General features: G+C 71.8%; 19 protein-coding genes. 10 read left to right on the top strand and 9 right to left on the bottom strand.

Features of this window, described 5'->3' with window-relative positions; translation table 11 throughout:
* Positions 1–28: 28 nt before the first annotated feature.
* Complete coding sequence (locus tag ACZ4IF_RS27355) at positions 29–1,507, bottom strand: glutamate-cysteine ligase family protein (protein WP_467567422.1); 1,479 nt, start codon at positions 1,505–1,507, stop codon at positions 29–31.
* 365 nt (positions 1,508–1,872) lie between these two features.
* Between ACZ4IF_RS27355 and ACZ4IF_RS27350 the strand changes: the two genes are divergently transcribed.
* The 3 genes from ACZ4IF_RS27350 to ACZ4IF_RS27340 are packed head-to-tail and all read left to right on the top strand — an operon-like array spanning position 1,873 to position 4,745.
* The gene (locus ACZ4IF_RS27350) at positions 1,873–2,685 is read left to right on the top strand and encodes a GntR family transcriptional regulator (protein ID WP_467567420.1); all 813 of its coding nucleotides are present in this window, start codon (positions 1,873–1,875) and stop codon (positions 2,683–2,685) included.
* A 5-nt stretch (positions 2,686–2,690) separates the two neighbouring features.
* Entirely contained in the window at positions 2,691–3,965 is a 1,275-nt protein-coding gene (locus ACZ4IF_RS27345; protein ID WP_467567418.1) for an MFS transporter, read from the top strand.
* A 60-nt stretch (positions 3,966–4,025) separates the two neighbouring features.
* On the top strand, positions 4,026–4,745 hold the full coding sequence (locus ACZ4IF_RS27340; protein ID WP_467567416.1) for a DUF6461 domain-containing protein: 720 nt from the start codon (positions 4,026–4,028) through the stop codon (positions 4,743–4,745).
* Between the two features lie 182 nt (positions 4,746–4,927).
* On the opposite strand, the gene ACZ4IF_RS27335 is transcribed toward ACZ4IF_RS27340, so the two are convergent.
* Entirely contained in the window at positions 4,928–5,461 is a 534-nt protein-coding gene (locus tag ACZ4IF_RS27335; RefSeq protein ID WP_467567414.1) for a MarR family winged helix-turn-helix transcriptional regulator, read from the bottom strand.
* A gap of 61 nt (positions 5,462–5,522) precedes the next feature.
* Here ACZ4IF_RS27335 and ACZ4IF_RS27330 point away from each other — a divergent pair, with 61 nt between their 5' ends.
* Positions 5,523–6,767 carry an MFS transporter gene (locus tag ACZ4IF_RS27330; protein ID WP_467567412.1) on the top strand — a complete coding sequence of 415 codons (1,245 nt, stop codon included), beginning with the start codon at positions 5,523–5,525 and terminating at the stop codon, positions 6,765–6,767.
* A gap of 82 nt (positions 6,768–6,849) precedes the next feature.
* Here the strand turns inward: ACZ4IF_RS27330 and ACZ4IF_RS27325 are convergent, their stop codons facing one another.
* Positions 6,850–7,527, bottom strand: a complete 678-nt coding sequence (locus ACZ4IF_RS27325; RefSeq protein ID WP_467567410.1) for an adenosylcobinamide amidohydrolase — start codon at positions 7,525–7,527, stop codon at positions 6,850–6,852.
* 190 nt (positions 7,528–7,717) lie between these two features.
* On the opposite strand from ACZ4IF_RS27325, the gene ACZ4IF_RS27320 reads away from it, so the two are divergent.
* Positions 7,718–8,455, top strand: coding sequence for a YoaK family protein (locus tag ACZ4IF_RS27320; protein ID WP_467567408.1), 738 nt, complete (start codon positions 7,718–7,720; stop codon positions 8,453–8,455).
* Positions 8,456–8,555: 100 nt separating this feature from the next.
* Here the strand turns inward: ACZ4IF_RS27320 and ACZ4IF_RS27315 are convergent, their stop codons facing one another.
* The gene (locus ACZ4IF_RS27315) at positions 8,556–9,938 is read right to left on the bottom strand and encodes an alkaline phosphatase PhoX (RefSeq protein ID WP_467567406.1); all 1,383 of its coding nucleotides are present in this window, start codon (positions 9,936–9,938) and stop codon (positions 8,556–8,558) included.
* A gap of 138 nt (positions 9,939–10,076) precedes the next feature.
* Positions 10,077–10,418: a VOC family protein gene (locus ACZ4IF_RS27310; protein WP_345653355.1), complete on the bottom strand. Its 342-nt coding sequence runs from the start codon at positions 10,416–10,418 to the stop codon at positions 10,077–10,079.
* A gap of 185 nt (positions 10,419–10,603) precedes the next feature.
* Between ACZ4IF_RS27310 and ACZ4IF_RS27305 the strand changes: the two genes are divergently transcribed.
* Both ACZ4IF_RS27305 and ACZ4IF_RS27300 read left to right on the top strand, forming a co-directional pair.
* Positions 10,604–10,774 (top strand): hypothetical protein, encoded by a 171-nt coding sequence (locus ACZ4IF_RS27305; protein WP_467567404.1) that lies wholly within the window; start codon positions 10,604–10,606, stop codon positions 10,772–10,774.
* A 441-nt stretch (positions 10,775–11,215) separates the two neighbouring features.
* Positions 11,216–13,291: an ATP-binding SpoIIE family protein phosphatase gene (locus ACZ4IF_RS27300; protein ID WP_467567402.1), complete on the top strand. Its 2,076-nt coding sequence runs from the start codon at positions 11,216–11,218 to the stop codon at positions 13,289–13,291.
* Between the two features lie 363 nt (positions 13,292–13,654).
* On the opposite strand, the gene ACZ4IF_RS27295 is transcribed toward ACZ4IF_RS27300, so the two are convergent.
* Both ACZ4IF_RS27295 and ACZ4IF_RS27290 read right to left on the bottom strand, forming a co-directional pair.
* Positions 13,655–15,211 (bottom strand): hypothetical protein, encoded by a 1,557-nt coding sequence (locus ACZ4IF_RS27295; protein ID WP_467567400.1) that lies wholly within the window; start codon positions 15,209–15,211, stop codon positions 13,655–13,657.
* A gap of 42 nt (positions 15,212–15,253) precedes the next feature.
* Entirely contained in the window at positions 15,254–16,186 is a 933-nt protein-coding gene (locus ACZ4IF_RS27290; protein ID WP_467567398.1) for a helix-turn-helix transcriptional regulator, read from the bottom strand.
* A 167-nt stretch (positions 16,187–16,353) separates the two neighbouring features.
* Between ACZ4IF_RS27290 and ACZ4IF_RS27285 the strand changes: the two genes are divergently transcribed.
* Positions 16,354–17,835: an MFS transporter gene (locus ACZ4IF_RS27285; protein WP_467567396.1), complete on the top strand. Its 1,482-nt coding sequence runs from the start codon at positions 16,354–16,356 to the stop codon at positions 17,833–17,835.
* Between the two features lie 95 nt (positions 17,836–17,930).
* On the opposite strand, the gene ACZ4IF_RS27280 is transcribed toward ACZ4IF_RS27285, so the two are convergent.
* Positions 17,931–18,635, bottom strand: a complete 705-nt coding sequence (locus tag ACZ4IF_RS27280) for a flavin reductase family protein (protein ID WP_467567394.1) — start codon at positions 18,633–18,635, stop codon at positions 17,931–17,933.
* A 96-nt stretch (positions 18,636–18,731) separates the two neighbouring features.
* A complete protein-coding gene (locus tag ACZ4IF_RS27275) occupies positions 18,732–19,697 on the bottom strand; it encodes an asparaginase (RefSeq protein WP_467567392.1) in 966 nt (321 codons plus the stop codon).
* Positions 19,698–20,027: 330 nt separating this feature from the next.
* On the opposite strand from ACZ4IF_RS27275, the gene ACZ4IF_RS27270 reads away from it, so the two are divergent.
* Together ACZ4IF_RS27270 and ACZ4IF_RS27265 are read left to right on the top strand one after the other, a co-directional pair.
* Positions 20,028–20,414 carry a DoxX family protein gene (locus tag ACZ4IF_RS27270; RefSeq protein ID WP_467567390.1) on the top strand — a complete coding sequence of 129 codons (387 nt, stop codon included), beginning with the start codon at positions 20,028–20,030 and terminating at the stop codon, positions 20,412–20,414.
* A 112-nt stretch (positions 20,415–20,526) separates the two neighbouring features.
* Positions 20,527–21,717 (top strand): NAD(P)/FAD-dependent oxidoreductase, encoded by a 1,191-nt coding sequence (locus ACZ4IF_RS27265; RefSeq protein WP_467567388.1) that lies wholly within the window; start codon positions 20,527–20,529, stop codon positions 21,715–21,717.
* The last annotated feature ends 6 nt before the right edge of the window (positions 21,718–21,723 follow it).

Here is a 21,723-nt window from a genome sequence, read left to right as displayed (position 1 = left end):
CTCCGCGGGTCTGTCCGGGCGCCCTCCGTCAGTCGACCGGCCAGGTGTGGACCGGAGCGTTGAGGTGCATGTAGTCGATGTACATCTGCGTCATCCGGCGCAGGGCCTCATGCCGGCCCGAACGGGCGGACGCCTCGATGCGGTGGCACATCTCCTTCTGCCACACCGCTCCGTTGCGGCCGGCGACGCACCGCTGCTCGATGATGCCGAGCAGCGGCTCGCGCCAGGACGCGTCCATGCCGGAGTGCTCCAGGCCCCGGTGCGCCAGTGGCAGCAGACGCCGCAGGACGAGTTCGGCGACCGGGACCTCGCCCATCCCCGGCCAGTACAGCCGTGCGTCGATGCCGTGCCGCGCCGCCGTGTGCAGATTGTCCTCGGCGGCCGAGAAGGACATCCGCGACCACACCGGCCGGTCCTCCTCGACCAGGGCGCGGGTGAGCCCGTAGTAGAAGGCGCCGTTGGCGAGGGTGTCCGCGACGGTCGGGCCGGCGGGCAGGACACGGTTCTCCACGCGGACGTGCGGGAGGTCGTGGGCGATGGCGTAGACGGGCCGGTTCCAGCGGTAGATCGTGCCGTTGTGCAGGGTGAGCTCGGCCAGTTCGGGGACATCGCCGCGGTCCAGCGTCTGTCCGGGGTCCTGCTCGTCGCACAGGGGCAGCAGGGCCGGGAAGTAGCGCAGGTTCTCCTCGAAGAGGTCGAAGACGCTGTTGATCCAGCGCTCGCCGAACCACACCCTGGGGCGAACCCCTTGCACCTTGATCTCCTGCGGGCGGGTGTCGGTGGCCTGTTCGAACAGCGGGATGCGGGTCTCGTGCCACAGTTCCTTGCCCAGCAGGAACGGCGAGTTGGCCGCCACCGCGACCTGGACTCCGGCGATGGCCTGCGCCGCGTTCCAGTAGTCGGCGAACTCCTCGGGGGACACCTGGAGATGGAACTGGGTGCTGGTGCAGGCCGCCTCCGGAGTGATCGTGTCCGAGTAGGTCCGCAGCCGGTCGACACCGTCCACCTCGATCAGCAGGTCCTCTCCCCGGGCCGCGAAGACCTGGTCGTTGATCAGCCGGTAGCGGGGGTTCTCCGACAGGGCGGCCTCACCGACGTCCCGCTCCCTCAGCGTGGGAAGGATCCCGACCATGATCAGGTTCGTGCCGACCGACTTGGCCCGTTCGTCCGCGTGGTTCAGCGCGTCGCGGATCTCGGACTCCCAGGCGTCGGGGCCGCCCGCCGTCAGATGGCGGGGCGGGACGTTGATCTCCAGGTTGAAGCGGCCCAGCTCGGTGGACCAGGCGGGATCGGTGATCGCTTCGAGCACGTCGCTGTTGCGCATCGCCGGTTCCGCCGTGTCGTCGACCAGGTTCAGTTCGATCTCCAGTCCGACCTGGGGCCGCTCGGACTCGAACCGTTCATCGCGCAGCATCTGCGCGAACGCGTCGAGGCACTCGTGCATCTTGATCCGGTACCGGCGGCGGTCCTCGCGGGTGAAGACCAGCGCCGGGACGTCCCGTCCCATCGGCCCTCCCGGCTTCCCCCTCCTGACACCTCTCCTTCCAAGCGTCGCACCACCGGCCGACCCCGACCAGGCGAGACGGAGATCGCCGTCGGGCGCGGCTCCGCTGCCGGGGCAGGTGTGCGGCCCGAGGACGCACGGCCACGGGCGCTCCTGAGCGCCGCCGAGACCGCACAGGCCGGGGCAGGCCGCATCGTCGCAGCTCAGGGGAGCCAATCCTGTATTCGATCAAGCCGCTGACAGGCCGCCCCGTAGCCGCCCGAACGCCCTGCGTATTGCTGCTCCAGTAGCTTTCACGCGGTGCAGTAGCTTTCCAACGCCGCCTGGGACACCCAGGTGTGGCCCAGCCGAGCAGCGGAGAGTCGCACATGCCCAGAGAGGCGCCGTACCTTGCAGTGGCCGACGCGCTGAGCGCGCGGATTCTCGCGGGGGAGTGGGAGGCCGGGGAGCGGCTGCCGTCCCGGGCGCGACTCGCCGAGGAGTACGGCGTCGGGCGCAACGTCACGCAGCGGGCCGTGGACCACTTGATCGTCAAGGGCCTCCTCGAAGGACGTGCGGGCTCGGGCACCTTCGTGCGCGTGCCGCGCGAACGTCTGCTGATGGTGCGTTCGCGACACCATGAACGACGGGGCGGCACCCCCACCCTCGCCGGCGTGGAGGAGCGGGGCGGGGCCGGCGCCTGGGACGCGCACAGCCAGGTGCGTGTTCCCGCCCCCGAGGCGATCGCCGAGCGGCTCGCCATCGGCACCGGCGGTCTCTGCGTCCGCACGCACTACGAGTTCCTCGCCGACGGGCACCCCGTCCAGCTCTCCGACTCCTGGGAACCGATGGACATCACGGGCGGAACGCCCGTCGTGCTGCCCGAGATGGGCCCCCTCGCGGGCAAGGGGGTGGTGGCGCGGATGCGCTCCATCGGCGTGGAGGTCGAGACCGTGGTCGAGGTGCCGCGCCCGGCCCGGGCGACTCAGGAGCAGGCGAACCTCCTGGGGATCGGCGTCGGGGACCTGGTGCTCCGGATCGAGCGGACCCTCTACGACACCGACGGACGCCCGGTGGAAACGGCCGACATGGTCGTTCCGGACGTCCGGCGGGAGGTGGCCTACGAGTTCGGGATCGACCGGCGTCAACTTCCCGGGCTACGCGGCCACTTCTCGCAGCCGACACCGAACGACGGCAGGTGACCCCGTTGTCCCCCTCTACCGGTGAAGGACTCCTGCGCGATCCCGACTTCGGGCGGCTGTTCGCCGCCACGGCGCTCGGCCAGTTGGGCGACCGCGTCATCTTCCTGGCGTTGCCGCTGGTCGCGATCGTGGCCCTGCACGCCGACGAGCTCCGGGTCGGACTGCTCACCGCCACGACCACGGCCGGCTCGCTCCTGGTCGGGCTCCCGGCGGGCGCCTGGGTGGACCGCATGCGCAAGCGCTCGGTGATGGTCGGCACCGATCTCGCGCGCGCGCTGGTCCTGCTGACGGTACCGACGGCGTGGTGGGCGGGTCTCCTGACGATCTGGTGGCTGTACGCGGTGGCCCTGGTCCACGGCGTGCTGACGGTGTTCTTCGACGTGGCGTACGTCAGCTACCTGCCGCACCTGGTGGGGCGCGACAGACTCGTGGAGGGCAACTCGAAACTGTCGGCGGTGCGTTCGGTGACCAGTATCAGCGGGCCGACGCTGGCGGGCCCGCTGGTCGGCCTGGTGGGCGCGCCCGCGACGCTGCTGGCGAGTTCCGCCGGGATGGCCGCGTCGGGGCTCCTCGCGATCGGTATCCGCAAGGGCGAACGGAAGCCGGAGGCGAGCGAACACCCGCCGCTGCGCCGGGACATCAAGGAGGGGCTGAGGTTCGTCCTCAGGCATCCCGTGCTGCGCGCCACCATTCTGGGGGACGCGATCTTCAATCTCTTCCTGGTCATGTACCAGGCCATGCTGCTGGTCTTCCTGGAGCGGGAGATGGGCCTCGGGTCGTACGGGATCGGGCTCGTTCTGTCGGGCATGGGATGCGGTGCCCTGCTGGGCGCACTGTCGGCGACCAGGCTCTCCGAACGGGTCGGGCAGGGGCCGGTCATCTGGCTGGCGCCGCTGGTCACTTGTCCGCCGACGGTCCTCATGCCCCTGGCGCGACCTGGTTGGAGCCTGTGCGTGGCGGCGGCAGGACTCGCGGCGCTGTCGCTGGGCGGAGTGGTCCGGGTGGTGGCTCAGTCGAGCCTTCAGCAGGGCGTCACGCCGGATCGGCTCCTGGGCCGGATGAGCGCGACAGCCCGGTTCGTGTCCTGGGGCGGCCTTCCGCTGGGCGGGGTCCTGGGCGGAGTCTCGGGCGCGGTGTTCGGAGCGAGGACCACGCTCTGTGCCGGCGCGGTCGGTATGACGCTGAGCATGCTCCCGTGCTTCCTCTCGCCGCTTCGTACGCTGCGCGAGCTGCCCGAAGCCGTTCCGGTACGCCCGGCCGGTCGCCGCGCGGGCAGGTGACGTCCCGCGCTCCACGAAGAGTGCTCCGCGCTGTCGGTGGTCGCTGGCAGGATGCGCCGTATGACCACAGCCACCGCAGCCGACTACGGCTGGATACGCTCCTCTTCCTCGCTGTTCAGGTACGCCCTGGAGACCGGGTACACCTTGGTCCTGGTGCGGGGAGTGCCGCCGGAGGAGGTGCTGACCGCGGCGGGGGCCGAACCGCAGGACGCGTGCCGCGGGCTCGCCACTCTGATCGAGCGGCATCAGGAGCTCTTCGACGAGTCCGACGGCTGGGAGGAGTGCGTTCTCGCGGGAGCGTGCACCGTTCCGGGCGAGGCAGGGGACTGGACCCTCGTCCTGGTCCTCGGCGGCGATCTGGGCTCGCCCGGTTTCATGCAGACCCTGTCCGCCGGGACCCGAGTGGTCTCCCACTACAGCAATGGCGGGAAGCCCCTGCACTTCTTCCACTGGTACGAGAACGGGGAGTTGCGCACGACGTTCGAATGGCCCTCGGCCAGGACGGGGAGCACCCCGGACGAACTGAACGACGTGATGCGGGAGGTCGGGCTCGACCCGACCGGTGACGAGGCGCCCGACGCGGACCGCAAGGCGGGCGTGTTCGCACTGGCCGAGCGCCTCACCGGCGTCCGGGTGACCGAGGCGCTGCTGGCGGAGGCCGGGTACCGGACGGGCGAGGTGCCCGAGCAGCCCGCCGATGAGTGGGAGAAGGTCGTCATCGACATCACGGACGCGCACGGGAAGCGGACCTACGTCGAGATCCGTCGGGATCAGGCGTGAGCCGGTGGCCGACCGCCGGGTGACGTCGGAAGCGGCTGTGAGCCGCCGGTCGACGGCCGAGCGACGTCGGGATCAGCTCCGAGCCGGTCGTCGACCGCCGGGCGGGCCGGGGACACGGTCGCCGAAGAAGGCGGCGTGCGCAGACGGGACACGCACCACGCGGGGACCGCCCCGGCGGCGGCTCAGTCGGCGGCGGACTCCCCGCCCGCCGTCTCGATGCTGAGCGTCATCTTCTTCAACAGCGCGGCCAGGGTGGCCCGTTCGTCGGTGTCGAGGACGTGCACCACCTCGTCCTCGGACCGTCCGCGCCCGTGCATCGCCTTGCGCCACAGGTCCACGCCGGCCTCGGTCACCTCGATCTCGACGCGGCGCCGGTCGTCCGGTGAGGGCTTGCGCCGGATCCAGCCCGCCTTCTCCAGCCCGTCGATCCGTCCGGTCATCCCGGCGTTGCTGATGCCGAGGTCCTCGGCCAGTCGCGTCGGGCTGGCACGGCCCGGGGTGTCCCGGATCATCAGCATGTGCAGGGTGACGTACTCGTGCTCCTGGAGACCGAGTTCGGACAGCGCCGTTTGCGAGGCCAGTTTCCAGTGCCGGACCAGTCGCTGACAGCGGGTCACGATCGCCTCGACGTCGTCCTCGAACCCCACGTCGATCCAGTGGTCGCGCCACCGGGCGACGTGTCGGTCGGTCCAGTCCTGGGGCTCCTTGTCGGTCATGGTCCTACTCTAGCGAATATTACGTTGACGAATAATTCGCCACCGAAGTAATCTCCGCGGCATGTCCACCACCACCGCAGCAGCCCCGTCGGCCGCCGTCGGGCGGTTCACGCCGCTACGGCACTCCAACTTCCGTCTGCTGGTCACCGGCACCGCCATTAGCGCCCTCGGCAACGCCATCACGCCGATCGCTCTCGCCTTCGCGGTGCTCGACCTGGGAGGCTCGGCGGCCCAGCTGGGCATCGTGGTCGCGGCGTACGCGGCCGCGGAGGTAGTGACCGCCCTGTTCGGCGGGGTGCTCGGCGACCGGGTGAAGCGACAGCTGATGCTGGAGGGCTCGTCGGCCGCGTGCGTGCTCACGCAAGGGCTCGTCGCCGTGCTGGTGATCGGCGGGTGGGCCACGGTGCCCCTGCTCGCGGTGATCGGCGCGGTCAACGGATGCCTCGGCGCACTGGCCCAGCCCTCTTCGTCGGCGATGACCCGCGCGACCGTGCCCGAGACGCTGCTCGGCCCGGCCGTCGCGCTGCGCTCGCTGCTGCAGACCTCGGCCCAGGTGATCGGCTTCGCCGTCGGCGGAGTCCTGGTCGCGGCCGTCGGCGCGGGGTGGGCGATAGCGGTCGACGCGGCAACCTTCGCGGTGGCGGCGTACTGCTTCTCCCGGCTGACCGTCCCCCAGACGCGTGCCGAGGGCGAGCGCGGCGCGATCCTCGCGGACCTGGGAGAAGGGCTCCGCGAGGTACTGCGCCACCGGTGGCTGGTCCTGCTGCTCGTGCAGGCACTGCTCTACCACCTCTTCTTCGGCGGTGCGCAGTCCGTGCTCGGGCCGATCGTGGTCGGCGAGGACATCGGCCGCTCCGCCTGGGGTTTCTCGATGGGCGCGATGATGGTCGGCTTCGTGGTCGGCGGACTCGTCTGCCTGCGCTGGCGGCCGCGCCGCGCGCTCCTCACCGGAACCCTGCTGCTCTCGCTCACCGCGGCGTTCCCCCTGGCGATGGCCGTGCACCCGACCTTGTCGCTCGTACTGGCCGGCGCGTTCGTCCACGGGTTCGGGCTCCAGATCTTCGACGTGTTCTGGCAGCTGTCGATCCAGGAGAACGTCCCCGAGGACAAGCTGGCCCGGGTCTACTCCTTCGACATGGTGGGCTCGTTCGTGGCCCGCCCGGTCGGCCTGCTGCTCACCGGTCCGGTCGCCACCGCCGTCGGCCTGCACGCCTGGCTGGTCGTGGTCGCCGCGGTGATGGGCGGGTCCGCGCTGCTCTCGACCCTCCTGCGCGACGTACGCCGGCTCGAACGGAACGACACCTGAGCACACCCCGGTGGGGCTGGGCGCCCCGCACGCTCCCGCGACGGCAACTCCCGTGCGGGCACCGGCCGGTCGGGCGTGGGTGTCAGGGCGTGGCCGCGCTGCGTACGGCGCTGTGCACGGCTCGGGCGAGGCGGGCGCCCCACAGTGAACGCGGCCCGGCGAAGGAGTGGACCTCCTCGCCGGGACGGGCGAGGCGCGAGGCGACGCAGACGGCGTCGGTGGGGGTGCCGGAGCAGTCGTAGCCGGCGTCGAGAAGGGCCTGCACCTTGGCTTCGGTGGCGGTCGCCACGGCGTTGACCAGCGCGGCGTCGGTGAGCGGTACCGGCAGCGCCACCACGATGTTGACCGTGCCCGGCCGGTCGGGCACCGGCGTGCCCTCGGCGGGGGAGGCGGCCCATCCGCCGACCCCGAGCCCGGCGGTGGCGACCGCCTCGGCGCCACCGTCGTCCGCCCGGCCGTGACCGGTGACGTCGGCCGCCGTCATCAGGCCGACTCCCGGGCCGTGCGCGCCCGCCTCACGGGCCAGGTCGGCGAGGTGCCGTTCGGGGTCGGTGCGCCGGTAGCCGTGGGAGACCTGGGCGTTGAGGACCCAGGCCCGCTCCCCGATGCCTCCGCCGAGCACGGCGCTGCTGATCATCCGCCAGCCGGCGCCCGCCCGCCAGAGGAGCGCGTGCAGCCGCTCGCCGTCCTCGACCCTGTCGAGGTGCTGCAGGGCCCGCAGGCCGGTGGCGGTACGGGGAGGCGGGACGACGGCGGTCACCGGGCGGAACTCCTGGCGGTAGAGGGACCGGGTGATCGTACCCGGACACCCCCGCACCGCTCCGGCGGCACGGGACCCCTCGGAGGTACCGCTCGCCGGCGGTCTCGACCGGACGTCCATTGGCGGCACGTCGGTCGCGTGTCGGTCCCGGCACCCGCCGATGAGGAGCCGCCATGCCGAGACTGACCCCATGCGCGAAGAATCCGTACCACCGGAGTCGGCCGACCGACGGGAACGTCAGCAGGCCGTCGTCATGGCGACGCTCACCGTCCTGGCGGGCGCGGTCGACGCGGTCAGCTTCCTGACGATGGGACACGTCTTCACCGCGCTCGCCACGGGAAACCTGCTGTTCCTGGCCTTCGCCGTCGCCGAGGCGGGAGAGCTGCCGGTGGCCCGCCCGGCCTTCGCCCTGATCGCCTTCGCGCTGGGGGCCGCGGTCGGAGGCCTGGGCACGAGCCGGCTCGTCGGCCGCCACCGGCACTGGTTCGCCGCGGCTCTCGTCGTCGAAGGGGCACTCCTCGCGCTCGCCGGCGCGGTAGCGCTGTGGCGCCACGGTGACGAGTCATTGACCGCGCATCCGGACATGCTCGTCATCGTCATCGTGGCCTTCACCATGGGCCTGCGCGCGGACACCGCCGTGCGCGCCGCCGTCCCCGGCATGCCGACCCTGCTCATCCAGATGTCGCTGGTCCGCCTCATCCTCGACTTCGCGGCACCGGCACCCGCGACCCCGCACCGGCGCATGACGCGTCTCCGTTTCGTCGCGACCGTCGCCGGCATCTTCGTCGGCGGAGTGCTCGGCACGCTCATGACGCCCTGGGGGACGGGCCGGGCACTGCTCGCCATCGCGGCGGCGGTCCTCGTCATCGCGTTGCTCTACGTCCTTCTCCCGCGCTATCGCCTGCTCGCGTCCGAGCTCGTCGGCTGAGCCGGCCGCACGGGAATCCACCGCCGCCCGCCGCCGCGGTCGTCACAGTGGCGACCGCGGCGGCGGGCGGGAGCGGTTGCGGGATCAGGCGGACGCGAACCTAGCCGCTCCAGGGCCCCGTGACCGCGAAGGTCGTCCCGGGCGTATAGCAGTTCACGTACATCGTCCCGCCGTCCGGCGAGAACGTGACGCCCGCGAACTCGCCCCACTCCGGCGCCTGCGGGGTGCCGATGTTCTGGGCGCCCCGCGCCATGGCGTACACCTCGCCGTGTCGCGTCACCCCGAACACGTGCTGCGCGCCGTTGCCGTCCTCGCAGACCATGAGCCCGCCGCTCGGGGCGAGACAGATGTTGTCGGGGGACTCGCCGGGGAGCTGCACATCGGTGCCGGGCCCGAAGACGATCACCAGGGTGAGGCGGCGGGCCGACGGGTCGTAGCGCCAGATCTGGCCGTAGTGGTCGGCGGCCGAGCCGTCCGCGCTGCGGGCGAAGGAGGAGACGAAGTACACGCACGAGCCGCCCCAGTAGCAGCCCTCCAGCTTCTGCGCGTGCGTGATGCCCTTCGGGCCGAAGTCCTGGAGGCGGACGGGCGTCCGGGCGGCCAGTGGGTCCGGTACGTCCACCCACTCGATGCCGTCGAAGGCCGCGCCCGGCTCCTGGATGGAGGAGAGGTCCGCTACGCCGGGCACCCGCATCGCCTGGAGCCGTCCTCCCGCCCGCAGTGAACCCGTGCCGCCGTGCGGCTTGTCGGGCAGGAAGCGGTAGAAGAGGCCGAACGGTTTGAGGAACGCGTCCTCCGTCTCGTAGACGATGCCCCGCTTCGGGTCGACGGCGATCGCCTCGTGCTGGAAGCGGCCCATCGCGGTGAGCGGCACGGCTCCGGTGCGGTGCGGATCCGCGGGGTCGACCTCGAAGATGAAGCCGTGGTCCTTGGTGTAGCCGTTGGTGCCGGCCTGGTCCTCGGTCTCCTCACAGGTCAGCCAGGTGCCCCAAGGCGTGGGACCACCGGCGCAGTTGACGGCCGTCCCGGCGATGGCGACGCGCTCCGCGAGGACCTCTCCGTGCCGGTCCAGCGTCAGGGACGTACAACCGCCCTTGCCCATCGGGTCGTACGTGAGACCCTCGACGGTCGGGACCGGGATCGTCGCGGTGACGCGGTTCTCGTGATTGCGAACGAGGTGGACGCGGCCGTGACGTGCGGCGAACGCGGCCATGCCGTCGTGATTGCTGGGCACCGGTCCCTCGCCGGAGCGGAGCTGGTCTCCCTCACGGGACAGGACCCGGTAGCGGAATCCTTTCGGCAGGTCGAGCAGGCCGTTCGGATCGGGGATCAGCGGGCCGTACCCGCGGTGGCCGAGGCTCTGCGCGGCGGCGGTGCCCGCGAAGAGTTCGGAGAGGTTACCGGCGAAGGCGATCGACGCGCTCAACGCGGCGGTGCGGGCGAAGACTTGACGTCGTGTCGCCGTGCGACCGTTTTCGGGCATGGGGCAACCTTCCTGCTGGCGGACAGGAGTGTGACCCGCTTGTGTGTATCACGTGGCCGGGGCTGCCGGAACCACTCGCGTCATACGTGCCACTCGTGGCGCACCGGCCGGTCCGGGGGATGCACGGGCAGGCACGTGTCAGACCGGGGCGCCGCCGAACCCGATCTCGTTCCCGTCGGGATCCCGGTAGGTGACCTTGCGAACGCCGTTGGCGTAGGTCTCGCGGTTCATGGGTTCAAGACCGCGCTCGGAGATACTGGCGACGCGGGTGTCGAGGTCGTCGACGAACAGCGTGTGCATCGCGTGGCCGGCGTGTCCGGGCCGCAGCTCGATGTACACGTAGCGGTGTTCCGCCAGCTCCCACACGGCTTCCCGGTCGTTCGGGATCAGTGTCGGCGGGAAGCCGAGCAGCCGCCCGTACCAGGTGAGCGCCGATTCGTAGTCGTTGACCGAGATGCCTGCGAACAGTTCGACGGACATGACGCCATAGTAGTTCCGGCCGCAGAGTCGCACGTCGTGTCGCTCGCCGCCCGTCATGTGCCGCGACGCCGTGTCACGAGCGTCCCGCCGGGACCGGCGGGGCCCGTCACCGGGCCCGCGGGCGAGAGATCCCACCTGATCCGTTCCGGCGACCGCTCTGTACAGTCCGTGGCGAGGGGGTGCGGGTGGCCGACCGGAGCTGGGACGACGACACCGAGTACCGCAGGGCCGTGGGGCGGTCCCGGCTCATGGTGGCGGTCGCCTCGTGCTGCTCGCTGGTGGTCGTCGGGTTCGTTCTCCTCGCCGTCGTCGGCGCGGGTGCCTTCGTGGCGCTGGTGGACGTGCTCGCCAGGTAGCCCGCCGCGCCCGCCGGAGACCTCGCACCGACCTACCGCCGGGCCTCGGCGTGCGAGCCGGGCCTGCCCCCGGAGTGACCCGTACGGGCCAGGGGGATTCGGTCGGATCGGCCCGGGTCAGGCCGTGCCGGGCGTCGCGGACCCGAGCTGATCGGAACGAAGCCTCCTGGAGAAGGCACCGCCCCGCACGACGGCCGCAACGGGCGGATCACCGGCACGGACCCGACGCACCCACCGCCGGAGTGCGCACGTGCGCATGAGCGTGGCAGGGCGCCGCTCAGCGGTCTCCCGCTGACACAGGGCCTTGATCATGAGGCGGGCGCCGATGCCCGCGGGGCCGACGCCGGTCGGAGATTTCCGGGCGACCGGCGTACCGTCGTCAGTGTGGAGCCCCCGGCCGACGGCCTTCTGTCACGTGCGGCGCACGAGCTCGGATCAAAGGTGGACGAGCTGACAGCCGATGTGGAGCAATGCCTTCGGAGCGAACTTCCCGCGTTGTGGGAGGACCCGGAGGTGGCGCGGATGGTCTCGGCGAACATCGTCGACCACGTCCGCGCCTCGTTGTTCGCCCTGGAGACCTGCGTCGAGCCGAGCCGCCTCGAACCGCCGGCCGCCGACGCGGAGCGGGCGCGCCGGCTGGCCCGCTACGGCATGCCCCTCAGCGCGACACTGCGGGCCCTGCGACTGGGGCAGCGGATCGTCAACGACAGGCTGCTCGCCGAGATCCCCCGGCTCACCGGCGATCCGGCGCAGGTCGTCGCGGCGGCGCGCCAGCTGGTCGAGCTGTCGACGACGTACGTGGACCGCGCGGCGGAGCAGGGCGCCGCGGCGTTCCAGGAGGAGCGGGACCGTCGGCTGAGGTGGCGGCTGACCATGGTGAACGAGGCGAGCATGTGCATCGGGACCACGCTCGACATCGCCCGCACCACGCAGGAACTGGCGGACTTCGCCACGGGGCGCTTCGCCGACCTCGTCACCGTCGACCTGCTGGACGCCGCGCTCAGCGGGCAGGACACCGTGCAGCCGGGCCCGCCGGAGCTGCGCCGGACCGCGGAGGGCCCGGTCACCAGGGCCGGGCCCTGGTCGGGCATCGCGCCGCAGCAGCACCACACGTGTCCGGGCGGATCGCCGACGGCCTACGCCCTCGCCACCGGCCGCCCCTGCCGGCACCACATGGACCGGCCGGGTGACCCCCGGCGGTTCCATTCGACGCTGGTGGTGCCGCTGAAGGCGCGGGGCGCCATCCTGGGCGTCGCCGAGTTCTTCCGGTACAGCAATCCCGTCCGCTACGACGACGAGGATCTGCTCCTGGCCCAGGAGATCGCAGCCAGGGCCGCCGTTGCCGTCGACAACGCCCGCCGCTACACGAACGCCCGCGCGACCGCCCTCACCCTCCAGCGCAGTCTGCTCCCGCGCCACGCGCCGCTGCAGTCGGCCGCGGAGGTCGCGTACCGCTACCTGCCGGCCGGCTCCGAGGCCGGGGTGGGCGGCGACTGGTACGACGTCATCCCGCTGTCCGGCGCCCGGGTCGCCCTCGTGGTGGGCGACGTGGTCGGCCACGGCATCCGCGCGGCCGCCACCATGGGCCGGCTGCGCACGGCCGTACGCACCCTGGCGCACATCGATCTGCCGCCCGACGAGCTCCTCACCCATCTCGACGACGTCGTGCTCCACCTGTCCGCCGAGGCATCCACCGACCCGGACGCGGAGGAGGCTGAAGGCGACATCGGGGCGACGTGCCTGTACGCGGTCTACGACCCGGTCGCCCGCCGCTGCACCTTTGCCCGCGCGGGGCACGTGCCGCCGGCGGTGGTGATCCGTGACGGGAAGGCGGACGTGCTGGACCTGCCTCCCGGCCCGCCGCTCGGACTGGGTGGTCTGCCGTTCGAGACGCTCGAGGTCGAGCTGCCCGAAGGCAGCCTGATCGCCCTGTTCACCGACGGTCTGATCGAGGGCCGCGACCACGACGCCGACGGGGGACTGGCCACGCTGCGGCGGACGCTCGTGCAGCCGGATCCCTTCCTGGAGAGCATCTGCGACAGAGTGCTCGAAGCCCTGCTGCCCGACCGGCCCGAAGACGACGTCGCCCTGCTTCTCGCGCGCACCCACGTCCTGGGGGCCGACCGGGTCGCCTCCTGGGACCTGGAGGCCGACCCCGCGGTCGTCGCGCGGGCCCGTTCGGAGGTGTCCCGGCAGTTGCGGGAGTGGGGGCTGGAGGAGCTCGACTTCACCGCCGAGCTGGTGGTCAGCGAACTGGTCACCAACGCGATCCGCTACGGCCTGCCCCCGATCAGGCTGCGCCTGATCCATGACGGCACGCTCTTGTGCGAGGTGTCCGACGCCGGCAGCACCACACCGCACCTGCGCCGGGCACGGACCTTCGACGAGGGCGGGCGCGGCCTCCTGCTGGTCGCCCAGCTCGCCGAGCAGTGGGGAACCCGTCACGCCCGGCGCGGCAAGACGGTCTGGGCCGAGCTGACCGCGTCCACCGAGTTCCCGGTGCACGTCTTCGAATAGCCGGGGGCCGCTCACGCCGTCGTCGAGTCCGGGCGGAAGGTCACCGCCTTTCCGGTGAGGCGGGCGGTGATCCCCTTCTCCGCGGTGGTGACCGACCGGAGGTGCAGTCCGTCGGGGATGTTCCGGAGGGGAACGGGCTCCGCGAGTGCCTTGTCGAGCAGTGCTTCCTGACGCGCCCGCGGCGTGCCTTGCCTGAGGCGCCTGTGCTGGACATGTCCGCCGTCCGGCCGGCGGGCGAGGGCAGTCCGATAATTGCACACCGATGAGCAATTCACTATCCGTGATTGCACATCGCTGTGCAGACCCGAGTCCGTCACGCGCCGGGCGTCGGCTTTCAACGCCGGGTGCGGAAGCCGGGGCGCCTCAGTAACCGAAGCTCGTCGTATAGGCGCACTCGGTGTACGTGTAGCCCGGCGACAGCTTGGCGGTGTCGGAGGCCGGGGTCCTTCCCACCCCGGACCGGGCCTTGTGCACGAAGTAGGTGGTGCCGACGGGCAGCCGGATGGTCCGCTGCGGATAGTGCTTGCCGCTGTCGCTGCACGGTTCGAAGCCGATCCCCAGGGTGCTGCCGAGAGAGTACGAGGTGCAGCTGCCGCAGGCCTTGAGGGTGAGGCTGCCGGTCACCGGTCCCGTGTACAGGACCGTGATGTCGTCCGGGCTGTCGTTCTTGACCGTGACGGTGATGCTGCCCCCCGACGCCGTGGTCGGCAGGCGCTTGCCGGCCGCGGGCACCGTCTCGGCGACCTCCGCGGCGATGGCTATCTTCTTGGCGCGCGCCCGGTTCTTGTGGTGCTCGTTGTTCTTGACGAACTCGTTCATCGTGGTGAGGGCTTCGCTGAAGCTGCCGTCCTTGTACTGGTCCACACCACAGCTGTACGCACCCGAACTGGCGCTCTTCTCCGCCCGGTCGGCGTCCTTGCCGAGTGTGTCGGCGAGGCCCGCCTGCTCTCCGGGCAGTCCGCGGACCTGTCCCGAGAGACCTTTCAGGCGCTCGACCGCCGCGCAGGGCTCGTCGCCGCCCACCGACTTCACCGCCTCGTCGACCGCGGATCTCACGGCGGGCTCGACCTTCCCTGCCTGCTCGGACTTCGGGAACGTCGACAGCAGTTCCCCGAACTGCGTGGTCCAGGTGGCGGCTCCACCGTCGAGCGAGTCCGCCGCGCACTCGTAGAGCGATGTCGCGAGCCGGTCGTCGGGCCAGGTGGCCAGGTCTCCGAGGTCCTTTGTCCCCATCGTGCGGGGGACGGTGCGGAGATACTTGAGCGGTGGTACGGCGTCGCAGTAGTTCTTCTCCTCGTAGGGCGAGGCGACGGTGGCGTAGTAGGCCTGGAGCCGGGCGGGGACCCGTCGGGCCGCCCGCGACCCCGGATGGTCGTCGCTCAGCCCGTCGTAGACCGCGAGGGCCCGGCGGTAGTCGGCCTCGGCCGTCCGGAAGGGCTGCTTCCCGGACGCCTTGACCAGCTCGTCCGCCCGGTCGAGCCGGTCCAGCAGCATCTGCTCGACGGCTTCGTCACGCGCCCCGTCGTACAGGACCGCGCCACCTACGGGGACGGCCAGCAGCACGATGCCCAGCGCGGCGGCGACCAGCGCGTTCGGCGGCCACGACAGCCGGGTCCGCAGTCCCACGCGCGCACCGTGCCCGGCCGCGAGCACCAGGAAGCCGAGGTAGAGGACGGCCACCGCACCGGGGACCCCGTCCGGGTCGGCGGGCAGGGCCACCACGAGCAGGATCGCCGTCGCGATCCAGCACGCGGCCATCAGCCCCCAGCGGCGTACCAAGGCGTATCCGACGCCGAGTCCGCAGAGGTTCAGCAACCCCACCGCGACGGCACGCCAGGGGTCCGCGGGCGCGGGCGGCGGAGCGGCCGGCATCGGTGGAACGACGAAATCGTCACGTGCGCCATCGTGGTTCCAGGACATGACGGCTCCCCCGGTCAATCACGCCTGAAGTTCTATGACTTGTCAGGGTACGGTCAGTCGGTTCGTGGCGACAGAGGGTGCGTCGTGGGCGTTTGCGGGACGTGTCGTCCGGGCGGGCGCCGTGCGCGCGGCGAGCAGCCGCAGCGCGGCTTCGGAGCCCGTCCCAGGAGCCGCCGTGAAGGTGAGGATGCGCTGTCCCGTGTCCTGGGCGAGGTGGAGCATCTCGAACCCGAGCTCCAGTTCGCCCACCTCGGGGTGACGGAAGTGCTTGGTGCCGGACAGGCAGTCGAGCACCGGATGCTCGGACCACAGGGCGGCGAACTCGTCGCTCCCCAGAGTCAGTTCGCCCACGAGTCCGGCCAGCGCCCGGTCCTCGCGGAACCGGCCGGCCACCAGACGCAGCGATGCGACGGCGCGAGCGGCCTCCTCGTCCCAGCGCGCGTACAGCTCGCGGGTGTGGCAGTCGAGGAAGAGCATCCGCGTCATGTTGGGCCGGTCGGCGGGACGGCTCGGGGCGGTGAAGTCGTAGTGCCCGGCGAGCAGGGCGTGTCCGAGCCTGTTCCAGGCCAGCACCTCGGTGCGACGTCCCATGACGACCGCGGGCACGTCCGTCATCGCGTCGATCAGGCGGACCGTGCTCGCCCGCGCCGTCTCCGGACGCGAGGGACGCCGCCGCACGCGGGGAGCCGGCTTCGCCAGGTCGTGCAGATGCGTGCGCTCGTCCTCGTCCAGGCCCAGCGCGCGGGCGATCGCGTCGATGACCGACTCCGACGCGTTGGTGCTCTGCCCCTGTTCGAGCCGCGTGTAGTACGTCGCGCTGATGCCGGCGAGCTGAGCGAGTTCCTCCCGCCGGAGCCCCGGCACCCGACGGGCACCGTAGGACACGATTCCCGCGGCCTCGGGGCTCAGCCGGGCCCGCCGGCTGCGCAGGAAGTCACCGAGAGCGCCCACAGACGACACATCCGCCTCGTTCATGCCGTCCATGGTGCCGGGTCCGAGCGCCGGTGTGCCTGCCCCTGTGAGTGCCAGGCAGTCCGGGGGTCGGTCGAGCAGGGCGTGGCAGCGGCCGCGGGCTTCTTCCAGAGTCGGGTGCCGAGCGACTTTCCGGTCGCCGGAACCACTCGTGAAAGGAGTTGTGCGCCATGACGAACCCGAGCGGGAAGACCCTCGGTGGAGACGACGTGACCGTACGCAGTGCCGTGGGAGAGGTGGCACCGCCCCGGCCGGCCGTCACCGGCCGCGAGCGGCTGATCCTGGCGGTGCTCCTGACGGCGAGCTTCACTCTCGCCGTCGACTTCTCGATCCTCAACGTCGCGCTGCCCGCCATCGGCGACGACGTCGGGCTGTCGCTCGCCGGCCTCCAGTGGGTCGCGACCGCCTTCTCCTTGTGCGCCGCCGGATTCACCCTGCTCTTCGGCCGTGTCGCCGACCTGTTCGGCCGACGCCGGCTGTTCCTGGTGGGCATCGCCGTGCTCGGCGTCTCGTCCCTGGCCGGAGGGACGGCCGGTACGCCGTGGATGCTGATCGCGGCACGGGTCGCCCAGGGGCTGGCGACGGCGGCCGTCACACCGGCGGCCCTGTCCCTGCTGACCACGTCCTTCCCGGAAGGCCCGGTCCGTGACAAGGCCCTGGGGTTGAACGGCGCGTTGATGGCGGCCGGCTTCACCACCGGCGCGATCCTCGGCGGCGTTCTGACCGACCTCCTGAGCTGGCGCTGGGCGTTCTTCATCAATGTCGCGGTGGCCGTGCTGGTGCTCGTCCTCGCCCCCGCCGTCCTGTCCGAGAGCCGGCCCGAACGCCGTCCCGCACTGGACGTTCCCGGAGCCGTCGTCGTCACCCTCGCCCTGCTGTCCGTCGTGTACGGGCTCACCCAGGCCGGACAACGGTCCTGGGGAAGCCCCCAGGCCTACGGACCGCTGGCCGCCGGAGCCGTGCTGCTCGTCCTTTTCTGGTTCGTCGAGCAACGCGTGGCCCAACCACTGGTCCCCGTACGGGTCCTGCGCCGACGGAGCGTGCGCTGGGGCAACGTCGCCGGCCTGCTGGCCTTCGCCACCGAGACGTCGGTCGTCTTCCTGCTGACGCTCTACCTGCAGGAGGTCCTCGGCTACTCGCCCCTCGCCTCGGGCCTGTCCTTCGCCGTGCTCGGCCTCGGCACGGTCGTCGGCGGGTTCATCGGCCCCAAGGTCATCGCAACCGTCGGCACCAGGAACGCCCTCGTGGCCGGGTTCCTCGTCCAGGCCGCGGCCACCGTCCCGCTCGTCCTCCTCGGCACCGGGTCGGCGTGGATCTACGTCCTGCTGGCCACGACCTTCGCGGGCGGTGTCGCCAACCTGGTGGCCATCGTCGGCTTCATGGTCACGGCCACCTCCGGCCTCCCCGACGAAGAACAGGGCCTGGCCAACGGGTTGGCCACGATGAGCCAGCAGATCGGCATCACCATGGGCATCCCGATCATGTCGGCCGTCGCCACCGCCCGGATCCGCAGCTTCGACGTCCAGGACGCCCACGCCGTCCTGAGCGGGGTGGGCGTGGCCCTGACCGTGAACGCCGCGGCATGCGTCCTCACCGCCCTGCTGCTCGCCCTGACCCTGCGCACGACGGAACGGGAGACGGGGCGGGGGTGAGCTGCCGGTCCCTCTTCGACCACTGGGCAAGGGACTTGGGGAGCCCGAGGTCGCGCAGTGCCTCGGGCCTCATGGGACGCGGTGGTGCCGCACGATCAGTGGACATCGGAGGATCCCGGCCGGTGCCGTGTGGAGGATCCCGACGGATGCGGAGTGTCCGAGCGGAACGAATGTCCCAGCTCGTCGCCCAGCCCGAAGTAGTGACGGAAGTTGTACACGAGGGGGCTCCACGCCGCCGGATCGATGTGCTGTGTGCCGGGGACGACCAGGTCAGGATCGGCGTGCACGGTGAGGACCTGCGCTTCCACGATCAGGAAGTCGCCGCCCGCGTCGCGCCGTACCCGCACGGCGCGGGCCTCCAGTTGCAGCGGGCACTCGGCGACGCGGGGCGGACGGACCGTCTCGGACGGTGCGGGATGCAGTCCCGCGGCGCCGAACTTGTCGCGCTCGAAGCGGAAGGCAGCCTTCTTCTCCTCGGGCAGCGGGTCACGCCCGCTCAGCGGAGCCAGCCGCTCGACCGCCCGCCACTGATGCGGAGCGGGAAGACTGATCACCAAGTCCGGCCTGGACAGCAGGTTGTGGGCCGTCTGTCCCGAGTTCCCGAGGCCGAGGACGACGACCTGCCCCAGTGCCCAGGCCGAGGACATCGGCGCGAGATTGAACGAGCCGTCCTCGTTCTCGGTGGTCAGCAGCACGACAGGCGTACCGAAGTAGAGAATGCGCGGCTCGACGGTGACGCGGTCACCATGGCCGCTCGGACGGTGACCCGTACGGGGCAGGATCGCTTGGTTCCGGCTCATGACCGCCAATGTAGGTACCTGAGGGTTCGGCCCTCGCCGAAGTGTCGCGGGCACGCCCCCGGCGCCGCGGAAGCGCACCCGCGATCCGGGTGGGGATCAGCCGACGAGAGCCGCGAACGTACGGCGGATGCGCGCGAGGTCCGCGCCGTCGGACAGCAGTGCCTGGAGCAGCAGGCGTGCCTTCGGCGCGTCGAGGGACCCCGCCGAGAGCAGTCCCCGGCCGAGCAGGTCGTGTTCGGAGCCCGGACCGTTGTAGGTGCGGCTCAGCATCGGGCCGGCGCCGGTGCGCGAGGCGAGGACGACCGGCATGCGTGCGGCCAGCCGCTCCAGGGGCTCCACGAACCACTCCGGAAGGTGACCCGCGCCGAACGCCGCCACGACGAGGCCGTCGAACCGGTCGTCGATCGCCGCGAGGAGTTCCCCGCGGTCGCCCAGCGACACCGTGAGCAGAGCGACCCGCGCCGCGCGGAGCAGCCGCAGAGGGCGATCGACGAGGGGGGCGGGCGGCCGCAACAGGACGCGCGGCCGCCCCTCGACCACCGAACCGAGGGGACCGGCCCCGGGTGAGGCGAAGGTGGTGACGGACGTGGTGTGGGTCTTGCGGACGTGCCGCGCCGCATGGATCTCGTCGGCGAGGACCACGAGCGCACCGAGGCCCCGGCACCCGCTGTCGCCCGCGACGGCGATGGCGCCGGCCAGGTTCGCCGGGCCGTCCGCGCCCGGCAGATCGGGACGCCGCATCGCGCCGGTGACCACCACGGGACGGTGCTGCGCGCACACCAGGTCCAGCAGGAACGCGGACTCCTCGATGGTGTCCGTCCCCTGCACCACGACCGCGCCGGAGCCCGCGGCCCCCGCCGCGTCGATCAGTGCGGCCAGTTCGGCGAGGTCGTCCACGGTGAGGTTCGAGCTCGGGATCCTCCGGAAATCGTGGAGGCGCACGTCGACGTCGGGGGACGGTGCGAGCTGCGCCATGACCTCGGCGCCCGTCAGCCGGCCGGCACCCCCGCGGGCAGCGGAGATCGTTCCGCCGAGGGTGAATACGGTGACGCTGCCTGCCATCTCGCGACTCCACACGTCCATGCGCGACGGTCTCTCACGACGGATCGACCGGCGCGCGCTCGCAGGCCGACGCCCTTGCTGCCGGATCTCGCGCCATCAGGGGCAGAGGCGCGGCGGCTCCGGCCTGCGTGAGCGTACTCGCGGCTGCCGTGACGTCCGATGAGCGGCGGCCTCGTGACGGAGTCCCGCGTCCGTTCCGTACGGGATCCGCCGGCGCAGTGATCCGCGTCACGCGCTGTCACAGCGGCCGACCGCGCGGTGTCTTGAGGGCGCACCCATGGAAACGGCCGGCCCGTGGAGCGCCGGACACCGGACACGAAGGAGCACCTCATGAACCTCGCACTGTGGATCGCCACCGGACTGCTCGCCGTGGTCGCCCTGGCCGGCGGCATCACCAAGGTGTTCGTGCCCAAGGAAAGACTGGCCGAGGCGCCCGGCGGCGAATGGACCGCGGACGCCGGCGCCGGCTTCGTCCGGAGACTCGGATTCCTCGAACTCGCCGCAGCGGTCGGCCTGATACTCCCCGCCGTGGTCGACATCGCACCGGTCCTGGTGCCCGTGACAGCCGTCTGCTGGGTCCTGCTGATGATCGGCGCGATGATCACGCACTTCCGCCACGGCGGCCTCGACAGGTTCGTCGCCCTGAACCTGATCTACCTCGCCCTCGCGGCCTTCGTCGCATGGGGGCGCTTCGGCCCCGAGTCCTTCACCGTCTGACCGGCAGATCCATCCATCGACCCCACCCTCGGAGTGATCCGCGTCACAGGCTGTCACAGCGGCCGACCGCGCGGTGTCTTGAGGCCGGACCCCCTGGAACCAAGGAGAGACGATGAACGAGAACACCGATGTGGTCGTGATCGGCGGAGGCTACGCCGGTGTCATGGCCGCCAATCGCCTGACACAGCGCGCGGACGTCACAGTGACCCTGATCAACCCGCGCCCCACCTTCGTCGAGCGCATCCGCCTGCACCAGCTCGTGGCCGGATCCGACGACGCCGTCGTCGAGTACACGAAGGTGCTGGGCAAGGAGGTCCGGCTCGTGGTCGACACCGTGGCACGCATCGACGCGGCCGGGCGCAGCGTGGAGCTGGCGACCGGTGGCACGGTCCGCTACGACTACCTCGTCTACGCGGTGGGCAGTGGCAGCGCCGCCCCGCGCGTCCCCGGAGCGGCCGAGCACGCTTACCCGCTCGGCGGTCTCGAAGAGGCGCAGCGGCTGCGGTCGGTCCTCGCCGCGGCGCCCGCCACGGCCGCGGTGACCGTGGTCGGCGCCGGCCCCAGCGGCATCGAGACCGCCGCCGAGCTGGCCGAGGAGGGGGGCGCCGTGACCCTCGTGTGCGGCGGGGCGCTCGGCCCCTACCTGCACCCGCGGGGGCGACGCTCGGTCGCCGGGCGGCTCGCCCGGCTCGGTGTGACGGTGCTCGACGGTCCCGGTACGAAGGTGACGGGCGTGACGCACGACGCCGTGCGGCTGGCCGACGGCCGCGACCTGCCGAGCGACGTCACCGTCTGGACCGTCGGGTTCGGCGTTCCGGACCTGGCCGCCCGCAGCGGGCTGAGCACCGATGCCGTGGGCCGCCTGCTCACGGACGAGACGCTGACGAGCGTGGACGACGAGCGGATCGTCGCGGGCGGGGACTCGGCGGCACCGTCGGACCTGCCCTTCCGGATGAGCTGCCAGGCCGCGGGACCCCTCGGCGCGCACGCCGCCGACACCGTGCTCCACCGCATCGCGGGCGAGCGGCCCGAACCCATCGCCCTCGGCTTCGTCGGCCAGTGCATCAGCCTGGGGCGCCGCGGCGGCATCTTCCAGTTCGCTCACCGGAACGACACCGCGATGCGGCTCCATGTCGGCGGCCGCGCCGGTGCGAAGCTCAAGCAGCTCGTGTGCTGGGGCACCGTCAAGCAGCTGGTCGACGAGGCGCACAAGCCCGGTTCGCTCAGCTGGGCCTGGGCCAAGGACGACACGCGCGAGCAGGCGCTGCGGGCGCTGCGCGACGAGACCCCGGTCGCCCGCTGAACCGGC

The sequence above is a fragment of the Streptomyces sp. NPDC025784 genome (genome assembly GCF_055558435.1).
Note: the sequence above shows the minus strand (reverse complement) of the source record. Positions and strands in the feature narration are given on the sequence as shown.